Source organism: Acidovorax sp. sif0632 (genome assembly GCF_019218805.1).
In the GTDB taxonomy this organism is placed as follows: domain Bacteria; phylum Pseudomonadota; class Gammaproteobacteria; order Burkholderiales; family Burkholderiaceae_C; genus Acidovorax; species Acidovorax facilis.
Genome location: NZ_JAHUWW010000001.1, coordinates 879,288 through 892,098, shown reverse-complemented (window position 1 = coordinate 892,098; position 12,811 = coordinate 879,288). Strand labels below are relative to the sequence as shown.

Genomic DNA, 12,811 nt, shown 5'->3' with positions numbered 1-12,811 from the left:
GTGTGTCTCCTTGCGTGGCGCGATCAGGCGCGTTCCACGTTGCAGATCGTGGTCTTGGTTTCTTGCATCATGGTCACGCTGTCGTAGCCATACGTCGTTGCGGTGTTCACGGCTTCACCGCGCACCACAGGCGCCGCGCCCTTGGGGTAATAAGCCAGCATGTCCGCGCCCTGCCAGCGGCCCGAGAAGTGGAACGGCATCCACACCGTATCGGGCGCCACGCGCTCGGTGACCAGGGCCTGCACGTTGATCCGTGCGCCAGTGGGAGAGCTGAGCCACACACGCTCGCCGTTGCGGATGCCCCGGTCTGCGGCAGTCTTGGGGTTGATCTCGACAAACGACTCCTGCTGCAGCTCGGCCAGCCAGGGGTTGGAGCGGGTTTCCTCGCCACCGCCTTCGTACTCGACCAGACGGCCAGAGCTGAGGATGAGCGGGAATTTCTCGTGCACCTTGTCCGCCACGTTTTTCTCCTGCACGCTCTTGTACAGCGTGGGCAGGCGCCAGAAGGCCTTCTTGTCGTCGTGGGTGGGGTACTTGGCCATGAGGTCGGGCCGGGTGCCATACAGCGGTTCGCGGTGCTGCGGAATGGCATCGGGGAAGTTCCACACCACAGCGCGGGCCTTGGCGTTGCCAAACGGATGGCAGCCATGCTTCATGGCCACGCGAATGATCGCGCCCGTAGGGTCGGTCTTCCAGTTCTTGCCTTCGGCCTTGGCCTTCTCGGCGTCACTCAGGTCGTCCCACCAGCCCAGCTTTTTCAGCAGCACATGGTCGAACTCGGGGTAGCCCGTGGTGATCTCGCTGCCCACCGAATGCGAGCCGTCCTCGGCCAGCAGATTGACGCCATCCTTCTCGACGCCGAAGTTGGCGCGGAAGTTGCCGCCGCCTTCCATCACGTGTTTGGAGGTGTCGTACAGGTTGGGCGAGCCAGGGTGCTTGAGCTCCGGCGTGCCGTAGCAGGGCCATGGCAAGCCAAAGTAGTCACCCCCAAAGTCGTAGCCGGTTTCCTTGTCCTTGCCACCCTTCGATTTCAGGGTTTTCACATCGAACAGATGCATGTTCCGCATGTGGGCCTTCAGGCGCTCGGGGCTCTGGCCCGTGTAGCCAATGGTCCAGACCGACTTGTTGATTTCGCGCAGGATGTCTTCGATCACGGGCTCGTCCATGCCCTTGACCTTTTGCATCTTGTAGTTCTTGGACAGCTCGGCGGCAAAGCCCAGCTTCTCAGCGAACTGGTGCATGATCATGTGGTCCGAACGGCTCTCCCACAGCGGCTCGATCACCTTCTCGCGCCACTGGATGGAGCGGTTGGAGGCCGTGCACGATCCACTGGTTTCAAACTGCGTGGCGGCTGGCAACAGGTACACCGCACGGTTGGGGTTCAGGTCTTCGGCCTTGCCGGGCATGGCGGCCATGGCGGCGGTGGCCGATGGATACGGGTCCACCACCACGAGCAGATCCAGCTTGTCCATGGCCCGCTTCATTTCCAGGCCACGGGTCTGCGAATTGGGCGCGTGGCCCCAGAAGAATACGCCGCGCAGGTTGGAGTCCTGGTCGATCAGCTCATTCTTCTCCAGCACACCATCGATCCAGCGCGATACGGTGATGCCGCTCTTGGTCATCATCGCGGGCGATGCGTACTGCTTTTTGATCCACTCGAAGTCCACACCCCAGACTGCGGCGAAGTGCTTCCACGAGCCTTCGGCCAGGCCGTAGTAGCCGGGCAGCGAATCGGGGTTGGGGCCGACATCGGTGGCACCTTGCACGTTGTCGTGGCCGCGGAAGATGTTGGTGCCGCCGCCTGTTTTGCCCACATTGCCCAGTGCCAGTTGCAAAATGCACGAGGCACGCACCATGGCGTTGCCGATGGTGTGCTGGGTCTGGCCCATGCACCACACGATGGTGCCAGGGTTGTTGTCGTGCAGCATCTTGGCGACCTTGAACATCTGGTCTTCCTTGACGCCGCAGGCCTCTTCCACCTTGTCGGGTGTCCACTTGGCCAGCACATCCTCGCGCACCTTCTCCATGCCATAGACACGGTCGTTGATGTACTTTTTGTCTTCCCAGCCGTTCTTGAAGATGTGGTACAGCAGGCCGAAGAGGAACGGGATGTCGGTGCCCGAGCGGATGCGCACGTACTCGTCGGCCTTGGCTGCGGTGCGGGTGAAGCGTGGGTCCACCACAATCATCTTGCAGCCGGTTTCCTTGGCGTGCAGCATGTGCAGCATGCTCACCGGGTGGGCCTCGGCCGCGTTGGAGCCGATGTACAGAGCGACCTTGCTGTTTTGCATGTCGTTGTACGAGTTGGTCATGGCGCCATAGCCCCATGTGTTGGCCACGCCCGCCACGGTGGTCGAGTGGCAGATGCGCGCCTGGTGGTCGCAGTTGTTGGTGCCCCAGAAGCTCACAAACTTGCGCAGCAGATAGGCCTGCTCGTTGTTGTGCTTGGACGAGCCGACGAAGTACACGCTATCCGGGCCGCTGGCGGCACGCAGCTCTTTCATCTTGGCAGTGATTTCGTTCAGGGCCGTGTCCCAGCTGATGCGCTCGTACTTGCCGTTGACGAGCTTCATGGGGTAGCGCAGGCGGTATTCGCCGTGGCCGTGTTCACGCAGTGCCGCACCCTTGGCGCAGTGGGCGCCCAGGTTGATGGGCGAATCGAACACAGGCTCTTGCCGCACCCACACGCCGTTCTCGACGACCGCATCCACCGCACAACCCACCGAGCAGTGGGTGCAGATGGTGCGGCGTACTTCGATCTTGCTGTCGCCGATGCCCACCTTGGCACCCTCGGCAGCATTGGATTTTTTGACCAGCGTGAGCTGCGACGCCGCAATACCCACGCCTACCCCCAGGCCGGAGCGGCGCAGGAACGAGCGGCGGTCCATCGTGGGCAGCGCCTGCGACAGGCCACGGCGCAAGCTGTGCACAAAAGGAGACGATGCGACCTGCGCAGCGTGGGAGGACTTCTTGGTTAGCAACATGGCACGCCCCGCTTCAGAGTTGGGTGGTCTTGTAGTACTGCTTCACGTGCGCAGACAGGTGATAGCCACCGCCTTTTTCTGGCGCCACCCGAGCGGGTTCAGACACGACGGCATCTGAGGGAACTACATGGGGGAGTGCCACGACGGCTGCGGCTGCAGCCCCTACGGTGGCAGCGCCGGAGAAGAAGCTCCGGCGTGAGGAATTGGGCTGGCGGTTCTGCATGCTTGTCTCCAGAATGGCTGGCAGCTATGAAACGGAATTCATACAGTCTATGTCAGTGTGTAAAAGCCTGCAATCGAGCTTTACACCTCCCACTAAGACACTCATCTTTTGTAGCAACCTGAGCAGGCTTTTCGAGCCTCCCAGAGGTTAGTCGAGCATGTCGAAGCCCTGGGCCTCCACCGACACGAAGGCCCGTGTGAACTGGGCCAGTGCTGCATAAAAGCGCGCCTGCGGTTGGGCAGCCAGGGCATCACACAACTGCAAAACCCAGGGCTGCAGATGCGTTGCAAAAAAGTCGCGCTGTGCTGTCAGGTTGCAGACAGCTACGTCATCCCCCGCGATCAGGTAGCGCATCACCTCGCAAAGGTACGCGATGTGGTCTTCGGTTTCGGACATGGAATCGTCGCGTGCCAGCCCCAGCCGATCCAGGTCGGTGCGCAAACGGGCCAATGGTTTTTCATTCAGAAAACCGCTCAGGTAATGCGAACCATACAAAAACACCTCGGGCTTGCCCACACCGCCAAAGAGACGGTCGAACTCCTGCGCGATGGCGGCATCGCTCAGTTCGCGGGCCGCGCCCACCAGCACCTGCCAAGGCTCTTGCAAAAAGGCGCCGTCGGCGGGCGCCTCGGTCACGGCTACCCGCAAGGCAGACAACAACTCGGCGCTGGGCGCGGCGTAGTACAACTGCGACAGCAGACCATAGAGTTCGGCGCGTGCCGTTTCCTCATCCAGCGCAGAGCTGCCGCCAGGGGGGGTCAAAGAAGCAGGTTGGGCGCTCACAGGTCCGTCACTTTCGTTTCGCTTTGAGAGGAATACAGGTCAATCACGCGGCAGTCGCTGCACATCTTCAGGCGCTCCAGCGCGTCGCCCTGGAACATCGCGTGGCCCGACAGTTTGCCCAGCATGGCCTCGATGGCCTTGACGGTGCCAAAGGGCTTGCTGCAGCGCACACAGGCCCAGGGTTTGGCCTCGTTGAGCACGCGCAGTTGCGCACGCTCCGGCGCCAGCAGCAGGCGCGGCTGCAGGGTGATGGCGTCTTCCGGGCAGGTGGTGGCACACAGGCCACACTGCACGCAGTTCTTTTCGATAAAGCGCAGTTGCGGCAGCTGCGGGTTGTCCTGCAGCGCACTGGCGGGGCAGGCGCTCACGCAGCTCAGGCACAGGGTGCAGCGGTCCTTGTTGACTTCAATGGTGCCCAGGGGCGACCCCACTGCAGGCAAGGCAATGGCTGCGGGCCGATCGGCCACGGGCATCGGGGCCTGCTCGATGAGATGGTCCAGCGCCATCTCCAGCGTACTGCGCTTTTCCTGCGCCACGGCAAAGCGCGCGGCCACGGCCGGGGTCCTCTGGCGCGTCTGGCCCAGGGCCTGCAAGGCGGCGTCCAGCTCGGTGGGATGGGTGGCGCGCAGCAGCTGCACATGGGTGCCCGTGTAGCCCAGGCCCCGCAAGATGGCTTGCGCCACATCCATCTGCGCCTGCAGGCCGTCGAGGTACTGCGGTGCTTCCTCCTGGGTCGTCAGCAACACTACCTGCGAGGCGCCGTAAGCGATTGCGCTGAGCCACAGGTCCACCCCGGTGCTGGCGGTGTGCCACAGCGCCACCGGGATCACATTGGCAGGCACGCCCTGCGCCAGTTTCAACTGGGCGGCACGACCCAGCTCTTCCACCAGCGCCTGTCCGCGCTCCTGGCTGTGCAGCAGCAGCACAGCATCCTTGCCACCTGCAGCGGCGTAGGTGGACAAAAGGGTTTTGAGCTTGGTGCCCTGCTCGGTCGCGCTGGGGTAGGCATAGGTCAGCGCGCCCGTGGGGCACACGGTGGTGCAAGCGCCGCAGCCGACACACAGGTTGGGGTTCACCTTGATTTGCTGACGGCTTTTGTCGCTGGCAATGGCTTCGGCCGAGCAGATGTCCACGCAGGCATTGCAGCCCACGGTTTCGTTGCGGCTGTGGGCGCAAAGCTTTTGTTTGTAGACAAAAAACTTGGGCTTTTCGAACTCGCCCACCAGCTCGCGCAGCTTCAGCAGCGTGGCCATATTGACACCATCACTACGCCCGTCCCAGCGCAGGTAACCCTGCGGCAGCGCGTGCTGCAAGAAGGTGGGCGTGGCGGTGGGCGAACGCAGGTCCAGCACTAGGTCAAAACGCTCGGTCTGCGCCGTGGCGTCACGGGTGAAGTCGATGGCACCCGCCACCTGGCACACCTTCACACAGTCGCGGTGCGAGCTGCAGGCCGCCATGTCGATCTGGTAGTCGAGGCCGATGGCGTTCTCGGGGCAGGCCGCCACACAGGCGTTGCAGCGTGTACACAGGTCCAGGTCAATGGGGTTGTCGGCCTTCCACTGCAGCTCAAACGCACCCAGCCAGCCGGTAAGGCCCGTAATGCGCCCACCCAGCACGGGAAAACGCCGCGCCTGCGCACCACCCGCATTGCCGGGGCCTTGGGTGAACAGGGTCACATCCAGCACATCCGACACCAGGGCGGCAGCCTGTTCGGCCTGGTCGAGGGGGCCGATGATGAGCAAGCGGCCCGTGCTCTTGTAAGTGACCGTGGGCACGGGCGGTGGATCAGGCAGGCGGGCGGCGGCCAGCAGCGCGGCGATCTTGGGGCTGGCCTTGGCGGCATCGCGGCTCCAGCCACCGGTTTCGCGGATGTTCACAAACCGGATGGGCGACACTGCGCCTTCGGTCTGCTGGCCCAGATCGCCAAACAAGCGCTGCTCCTGGGTGCAAGCCACCACCACATCGTCACCCGACTGGATGGCCTTTTGAAAGGCCCCCGCCTCGCGGCGGCACAGGGTGGAGTGGAGTGTCAGGTCTTCATGCAGCGCCGCGCCCAACGCCTTCGCGTTGAGGGGCATCGTCTGGTTGCAGTCGCAGATGAGCGTCGTGGTCATGTTCTGTGTGGCTGGCTGGCAGGGCCACCGCATCCTTATGGGGGCGGGTGGCCATCTCAAGCTCGCTGGAGGGGGCGCTAGGAATAGCGTTGCATACCCCGGACTGTGCCACGTCTGCGGGGGCGTGCCCCTCCGCATCATCCCGAGGCTGAGCAAGGGCAGGGGCTATTGCCTCTGCGTCTGCACTGGCTTCTACGGCGGCGCCATTGACTGGAACATCAGGCGCTGCATCAGCCTTCTTTTCATGATCAAAAAAGCCCATCGCATGGGCGCTGGCCATTTTGCGCAGCATGCCTTCGGGCAGCGGGTCGGGCTGGGTGTAGTCGCCGATGTAGATATCGAGGCCATCCATCACATTGAAGTGCGGGTCGGCAAAGAGCTTCTTCATGGCCAGGTTGCGCACCTCGGGCGATACATCGCGGGCCACAAAGGCCTTGAAATCGGACGCGGGCGTAAGCGCCTGGGCATCGGCCAGCGTGGGTGGCGGGGGGGCTTCTGCAGCGGGCGCAGCGCCTTCTGCGGCGGTGGGGGGGGCGCCGGCTACCACGGAGGACGGGGTAGGCGGTGACGACGAAGACGCGGCCGGAGGCAACGACGGAGTGGGTGGTGGAGGTTCCTCCACCGGCTTGCCTTCGCGCACCTCCTGCTTGCGGCGCGACCAGCGGCCCAGGAACCCGTCAGCCATGACCGCCACCTCCACCACGCGTTTTTTCAGTGGACACAGATGCAGGGTTACCAAACCGGTCTTGCAGCGTGCGAAAACTGTCCGGCCGCTTGCGGCGTTTGGGTTCGGGCTGGTAGTGCTCGGCCACAAAGGCGCGCAGCGCTTCCACCACTTCGGGCGCGGCTGGCACCTGTTCCACGGTTTCCTGCGCGTCCAGCCAGCGGCCGGCGTCGTGGTAGCTCAGGCTCACAGCCACGGGGCGAGCCAGCGGAATCTCGCCAGTGCCGGGGTCGTCATCGCGGCGCCACATCACAAACCAGCACGGGGCGGGTGAAGTGAGGTTGAGGTGGTAGCCCTCGGCGTCGTCGCGGAACAGCTCTGCCCGAAACCCCGGGAACAACCAGCGCTGCTCGCGCTCGTCCCGGAGGATCTGGCGCGGCTCGGTGCCAAAGGCGGGCTCGTTGATCACCACCTCGGCCAGCGACCACCGCCAGGGCTGCCAGCGGTTGTCGATGTGCTCGCACCGCATGATCACGGCAACGTCGGTGTAGGGGCGCTCAGTCATGGGCGCAGACTTTACCCCGGCGCAAGGCCACCAGCAGCTTTGTCCGTAAAGCCCCTCTGCGCACGGTCAGCTTGCAGCCCCCTCCAGCACCTCCACCGCCACCGCGCAGTACTTGAACTCCGGGATCTTTCCAAACGGGTCCAGCGCCGCGTTGGTGAGCAGGTTGGCTGCCGCCTCCACGTACGCAAAAGGCATGAACACCGTGCCGCGCGGCGTGCCGTCGTCGCGCCGCACGCGCACCTGCACCATGCCGCGCCGCGAGCGGATGCCCACCAGCGCACCGGGCGCCACGCCAAGCCGGTCAAGTTCGTCGCCATGCAGCGATGCGGTGGCCATAGGCTCGATGGCGTCGAGCACGGTGCTGCGCCGCGTCATGCTGCCGGTGTGCCAGTGCTCCAGCTGGCGGCCGGTGATGAGCACCAGGGGGTAGTCGGCATCGGGCTTTTCGGCCGCCGGGATCACGCTGGCGGGCACCAGCTGCAGGCGGCCCGTGGGCGTGGGGAATTTCTCGGTGAACACGATGGGCTGGCCGGGGTCGTCGGGCGTGAGGCAGGGGTAGGTCACGCTGGAGTCCCGCTCCAGGCGGTCCCAGGTGATGCCCTCAATGCTGACGTGCATGGCCTGGCGCATTTCGTCGTAGACAGCGGCCACGCCGGACTCTTCGCCTTCGTAGTTCCAGCCAAGGCCCATCCGCTGGGCAATCTGCTGGATGATCCACAGGTCCGGCTGCGCATCACCGGGCGGGTTCAACGCGCGGCGGCCCATCTGCACCATGCGGTCGGTGTTGCTGGCGGTGCCGGTCTTTTCGGGCCAGGCGCTGGCGGGCAGCACCACGTCGGCCAGCCAGGCGGTTTCGGTCAGGAAGATGTCCTGCACCGCCAGGTGCGACAGGCTGGCCAGCGCGTGGCGCGCGTGGTTCAGGTCGGGGTCGCTCATGGCGGGGTTCTCGCCCATGATGTACATGCCGCGCACCTTGTGCGGGTCGCTTTCGTCGGCCAGGGCCTTGTGCATGATCTCGACCACGGTGTAGCCCGGTGACTCGTCGAGCCGGGTGCCCCAGAAGTCCTCGAACCAGGCATGCGCCCCCGCGTTGTCCACGCGCTGGTAGTTGGGGAACATCATGGGGATCAGCCCCGCGTCGCTCGCGCCCTGCACGTTGTTCTGGCCGCGCAGCGGGTGCAGGCCCGAGCCGGGCTTGCCGATCTGGCCGGTGACGGCGCACAGCGCGATCAGGCAGCGCGCGTTGTCGGTGCCGTGCACGTGCTGGCTCACACCCATGCCCCACAAGATCATGGAGGCTTTGCTTTTTGCAAACGCGCGCGCCACCTCGCGCAGCGTCTCGGCCGGGATGCCGCACACCGGGGCCATGGCTTCGGGGCTGCAGCCCATCACGTTGGCCTTCAAGGCCTCGAAGTTGTTGGCGCGGTCGCGAATGAAGGCTTCATCCACCAGGCCTTCGTCGATCACCGTGTGGATCAGCGCGTTGAGCATGGCCACGTCGGTGTCGGCCTTGAACTGCAACGTGCGCCAGGCATGGCGGCCGATGTCCGTGATGCGCGGGTCGGCCAGCACGATCTTCGCGCCGCGCTGTGCGGCGTTCTTCATCCACGTGGCGGCCACGGGGTGGTTGGCCGTGGGGTTGGAGCCGATCACGAAGATCAGCTCGGCATGCTCCACGTCGTGCACCGGGTTGCTCACCGCGCCGGAGCCCACGCCTTCGAGCAGCGCGGCCACGCTGGACGCATGGCACAGCCGCGTGCAGTGGTCCACGTTGTTGCTGCCAAAGCCGGTGCGCACCAGCTTCTGGAACAGGTAGGCCTCTTCGTTGCTGCCCTTGGCGGAGCCAAAGCCCGCCAGCGCCTTGAGGCCGTGGGTGTCGCGCAGGGCTTTAAGCGCGTCAGCAGCCAGGTCCAGCGCCTCGTCCCAGGTCGCTTCGCGGAAGGTGTCGCGCCAGTCAGCGCCGTAGGGCCGCACCTCCTTGGGTACGCCGGGCTTGCGGATCAGCGGCACCGTGAGGCGGTCGGGGTGGTGGGCGTAGTCGAAACCGAAGCGCCCTTTCACGCACAGGCGGCCGTGGTTGGCCGGGCCGTCGCGGCCTTCCACGCTGATGATTTTTTCATCGCGCACGTTGTAGGTGATGAGGCAGCCCACGCCGCAGAACGGGCAGACCGAATCGACCTTGCGGTCCACCTTCTGCGAGCCGATGTGCGTCTTGGGGCTGAGCGCGCCCGTGGGGCAGGCCTGTACGCATTCGCCGCAGGCCACGCAGGTGCTCTCGGCCATGGGGTCGTCGAGGTCGAAGACGATCTTGCTGTCGGCCCCGCGCAGCGCGTAGCCGATCACGTCGTTGACCTGCTCTTCGCGGCAGGCGCGCACGCAGCGGTTGCACTGGATGCAGGCATCCAGATTCACGGCCATGGCCGGATGGCTCAGGTCGGGCGCGGGCTGCTCGCGGCGCAGGGCCTGGAGCGCGGGGCGCACGGCCACGCCCAGGCGGTCCGCCCAGGCGCTCAGCTCGCCGTGCTGGCCTATGATTTCTGGATTTTTTGAGTCAAATTGGCCACTAGCGCTTGATGGATAAGCGCGACCAGCTATCAATTCAGGAGTATTTGCCTTTTGGTCGGTCCACCGGTATCCCACGTCCGGCATGTCGGACAGCAGCATCTCCACCACCATCTGTTGGCTCTTGCGGGCGCGCGGGCTGGCCGCCTGCACCTTCATGCCTTCAGTCGGTGCGCGGCAGCAGCTGGGGGCCAGCGTGCGTTCGCCCGCGATTTCGACCACGCAGGCGCGGCAGTTGCCGTCGGGGCGCAGGCCGTCGGTGTAGCACAGGTGCGGAATCTCCACGCCGTGGCGCTGCGCGGCTTTGAGGATGGTTTCGCCGGGGCGGGCGGTGACGGACTGGCCGTCCAGCTCGAAGGAAGTCATGGTCATAAGTTGCCTTGCCGCGGCGTCGGGGTATTCAGTTCGGAAGGGGCGCAGAACTCCTGCCACGCGCGTGCCTCGTACTCGACGCGCTGACCTGACGGCCGCGCTCCAGATGACAGCAACTCGGCCACCTCGGTCCTTCCTTCAATCACCGCCAGAGAAACATCTCGCTCTTGCGATTGAAAGAAGCGCCGTGCGATTTCTGCCCGGTAAAGCGCGACCCCCTCACGCTCCGCTGGATTCTGAAAGCCGGTGAACACAATCACCCTTCGCGCCGGCGAGAACACCCGAAGTTTCACGGCCAACTGCTGCAAGTCCTGCCGGGCGCCGAGCTTCAATGTGATGCCATTGCCCTCGAAAAAGAGATCGCCGACCAGAGAAGAGTCCGCTACGACCCTCGGGCAGTCTGGGCTTACGGCGCCCTCCGACGCTTGTGCACCTCCCCACACACACAAGCAGCTAGCAATCAAAAAGGCGATGGAACGACCAATTCGCAGCACCCGGCTTGGACGCATCGTTGCTGCCCCTCCGACACGGCGCGATATGTCACCAGCTGCGACGTCCCACGACATCTTTGCAGTCATAGCGTCTCCATGGCCACACCCGTGCGCGGCCTGGGCAAGTCGCCCGGCCAGGGCGCCTCGCCCACCTCGTGCGCAAAATATTTGTGGATGCAGCGGATGGGGTTGGGCGCGGCCTGGCCCAGCCCGCAGATGGACGCATCGCCCATCACCTGGGCCAGGTCGTCCAGCAGTTCTTCGTCCCACTGCGGGGCGCGCATCAACGCCGCAGCCTTGGCCGTGCCCACCCGGCAGGGCGTGCACTGGCCGCAGCTTTCGTGCTCGAAGAACCGCATCACGTTCAGCGCCGCATCGCGCGCCCGGTCGTGCTGGCTGAGCACGATGACGGCGGCCGAGCCGATGAAGCAGCCGTAGGGCTGCAGCGTGTCGAAGTCGAGCGGAATGTGGTTCAGGCTGGCGGGCAGGATGCCGCCCGAGGCGCCGCCGGGCAGGTAGGCGTAGAGCTGATGGCCGTCCAGCATGCCACCGCAGTATTCGTCGATGAGTTCCTGCACCGTGATGCCCGCGGGCGCGAGCTTGACGCCCGGGTGTCGGACCCGACCGCTGACGCTGAAACTGCGCAGCCCCTTGCGCCCGTGCCGGCCGAAGCTGGCAAACCACTCGGGCCCACGCTCGACGATGTCGCGCACCCAGTACAGCGTCTCGAAGTTGTGCTCCAGCGTGGGCCGGCCGAACAGCCCCACCTCCGCGATGTAGGGCGGGCGCATGCGGGGCTCGCCGCGTTTGCCTTCGATGCTCTCGATCATGGCGGACTCTTCGCCGCAGATGTAGGCGCCCGCACCGCGCCGCAGCTCGATGTGGGGCAGCGGGCACGGCGGCTGGACGTGCAGGTCATCGAGCGCCGTCTGCAGCAGCGCGCGGCAGCCGTGGTACTCGTCGCGCAGGTAGATGTAGACCGCCTCGGTGCCCACCACCTGCGCGGCGATGAGCACGCCTTCCAGAAAGCGGTGGGGGTCGCGTTCGAGGTAGGTGCGGTCCTTGAAGGTGCCGGGCTCGCCCTCGTCGATGTTCACCGCCATCACGCGCGGAGCAGGTTGGTCCCGAACAATCCTCCACTTGCGCCCGGCCGGAAACCCCGCCCCGCCCAGGCCGCGCAGGCCCGAGTTTTCCATGGCTACGAGCACGGCTTCAGCATCCATCTCGCCATTGACCAGCGCGGCCGCCGTCTGATAACCACCATGGGCGCGATAGACGGCGAGGTCGGTGTGGGCGGGGCTGGCGCCGTCCGGCTGCGCAGGCACACTGTTCTCGGCCAGCGCTGCAATATCAAAATTGATAGCTACTTGCGCTTGTGGATGAAGCGCCAGAGCCCGATTTGGCTTCGAATTGAGCGTTTCCAGCACGGCGTCCACCGTGGCGTGTGGCACCGGGCACTGGTGCACCACGGCCACGGGCGCCTGCTCGCAACGGCCCACGCAGGGTACGGCCACCACCTGCACATCGGCCTGCCCTGCAGCGCGCAGGCGTTCGGTCAGCGCGGCCAACAGTTCGCTGGCACCGGCCAAGCTACAGCTCAGGCTCTCGCACACGCGCAGCACCAGGCGCGGGGCTTGGGCTTCGTCGCCGCGCACGATCTCAAAGTGGTGGTAGAAGCTGGCCACCTCGTACACCTCGGCCATGGGGAGATTCATCTGCTTGGCCAGCGCCACCAAGTGCCGGTCGTGCAGCACGCCAAAGTGGTCGTTCAGGCGGTGCAGAAATTCAATCAGCAGGTCGCGCCGAAAGCCTTCGGCCGGGCGCAGACCCAGCAGTTGCGCCACTTCGACCATCGCAGCGTCTTCGGGCTGGCGGCCCTTGAGGCGGCTTTTTCGGCGGATGCGATCGCGCATGTCGTTGACCGACACAGCGGCCACGGTGGGGGCTTCGGGGGCAAGGTGCATGGAGCGAAATCGTGGAATGTTTTGTTGTGGTTATGAAGCCGCCTGCATAAGGCTCGACTGGCGAGCGCAGTGTCGGCGAGCCCCCTTGG

General features: G+C 65.1%; 9 protein-coding genes. All 9 read right to left on the bottom strand.

Annotated elements, in window-relative coordinates; genetic code table 11:
- Positions 1-23 precede the first annotated feature (23 nt).
- Complete coding sequence (locus tag KW832_RS04030; RefSeq protein WP_121421028.1) at positions 24-2,984, bottom strand: formate dehydrogenase subunit alpha; 2,961 nt, start codon at positions 2,982-2,984, stop codon at positions 24-26.
- A gap of 13 nt (positions 2,985-2,997) precedes the next feature.
- Positions 2,998-3,207: a formate dehydrogenase gene (locus KW832_RS04025; protein ID WP_055402831.1), complete on the bottom strand. Its 210-nt coding sequence runs from the start codon at positions 3,205-3,207 to the stop codon at positions 2,998-3,000.
- A 147-nt stretch (positions 3,208-3,354) separates the two neighbouring features.
- Positions 3,355-3,990: a molecular chaperone gene (locus KW832_RS04020; RefSeq protein WP_121507323.1), complete on the bottom strand. Its 636-nt coding sequence runs from the start codon at positions 3,988-3,990 to the stop codon at positions 3,355-3,357.
- The gene (locus KW832_RS04015; RefSeq protein ID WP_218299081.1) at positions 3,987-6,068 is read right to left on the bottom strand and encodes a 4Fe-4S binding protein; all 2,082 of its coding nucleotides are present in this window, start codon (positions 6,066-6,068) and stop codon (positions 3,987-3,989) included. Before KW832_RS04015 ends, KW832_RS04020 begins: the two co-directional genes overlap by 4 nt.
- Complete coding sequence (locus KW832_RS04010) at positions 6,028-6,789, bottom strand: DUF3306 domain-containing protein (RefSeq protein ID WP_218298610.1); 762 nt, start codon at positions 6,787-6,789, stop codon at positions 6,028-6,030. The genes KW832_RS04015 and KW832_RS04010 overlap by 41 nt, the downstream gene beginning before the upstream one ends.
- Positions 6,782-7,333: a DUF3305 domain-containing protein gene (locus KW832_RS04005; protein WP_121507325.1), complete on the bottom strand. Its 552-nt coding sequence runs from the start codon at positions 7,331-7,333 to the stop codon at positions 6,782-6,784. Before KW832_RS04005 ends, KW832_RS04010 begins: the two co-directional genes overlap by 8 nt.
- 66 nt (positions 7,334-7,399) lie before the next feature.
- The gene (fdhF, locus tag KW832_RS04000; protein WP_218298611.1) at positions 7,400-10,267 is read right to left on the bottom strand and encodes a formate dehydrogenase subunit alpha; all 2,868 of its coding nucleotides are present in this window, start codon (positions 10,265-10,267) and stop codon (positions 7,400-7,402) included.
- A complete protein-coding gene (locus KW832_RS03995) occupies positions 10,264-10,845 on the bottom strand; it encodes a hypothetical protein (protein WP_218298612.1) in 582 nt (193 codons plus the stop codon). The genes fdhF and KW832_RS03995 overlap by 4 nt, the downstream gene beginning before the upstream one ends.
- A complete protein-coding gene (locus KW832_RS03990) occupies positions 10,842-12,722 on the bottom strand; it encodes an NAD(P)H-dependent oxidoreductase subunit E (RefSeq protein WP_218298613.1) in 1,881 nt (626 codons plus the stop codon). The genes KW832_RS03995 and KW832_RS03990 overlap by 4 nt, the downstream gene beginning before the upstream one ends.
- Positions 12,723-12,811 lie beyond the last annotated feature (89 nt).

What these genes read in the sequence shown, in the direction of transcription:
- KW832_RS04030 (WP_121421028.1), bottom strand. Translation starts at nt 2,984, where the DNA reads ATGTTGCTAACCAAGAAGTCCTCCCACGCTGCGCAGGTCGCATCGTCT.
- KW832_RS04025 (WP_055402831.1), bottom strand. Translation starts at nt 3,207, where the DNA reads ATGCAGAACCGCCAGCCCAATTCCTCACGCCGGAGCTTCTTCTCCGGC.
- KW832_RS04015 (WP_218299081.1), bottom strand. Translation starts at nt 6,068, where the DNA reads ATGCCCCTCAACGCGAAGGCGTTGGGCGCGGCGCTGCATGAAGACCTG.
- KW832_RS04010 (WP_218298610.1), bottom strand. Translation starts at nt 6,789, where the DNA reads ATGGCTGACGGGTTCCTGGGCCGCTGGTCGCGCCGCAAGCAGGAGGTG.
- KW832_RS04005 (WP_121507325.1), bottom strand. Translation starts at nt 7,333, where the DNA reads ATGACTGAGCGCCCCTACACCGACGTTGCCGTGATCATGCGGTGCGAG.
- fdhF (WP_218298611.1), bottom strand. Translation starts at nt 10,267, where the DNA reads ATGACCATGACTTCCTTCGAGCTGGACGGCCAGTCCGTCACCGCCCGC.
- KW832_RS03995 (WP_218298612.1), bottom strand. Translation starts at nt 10,845, where the DNA reads ATGACTGCAAAGATGTCGTGGGACGTCGCAGCTGGTGACATATCGCGC.
- KW832_RS03990 (WP_218298613.1), bottom strand. Translation starts at nt 12,722, where the DNA reads ATGCACCTTGCCCCCGAAGCCCCCACCGTGGCCGCTGTGTCGGTCAAC.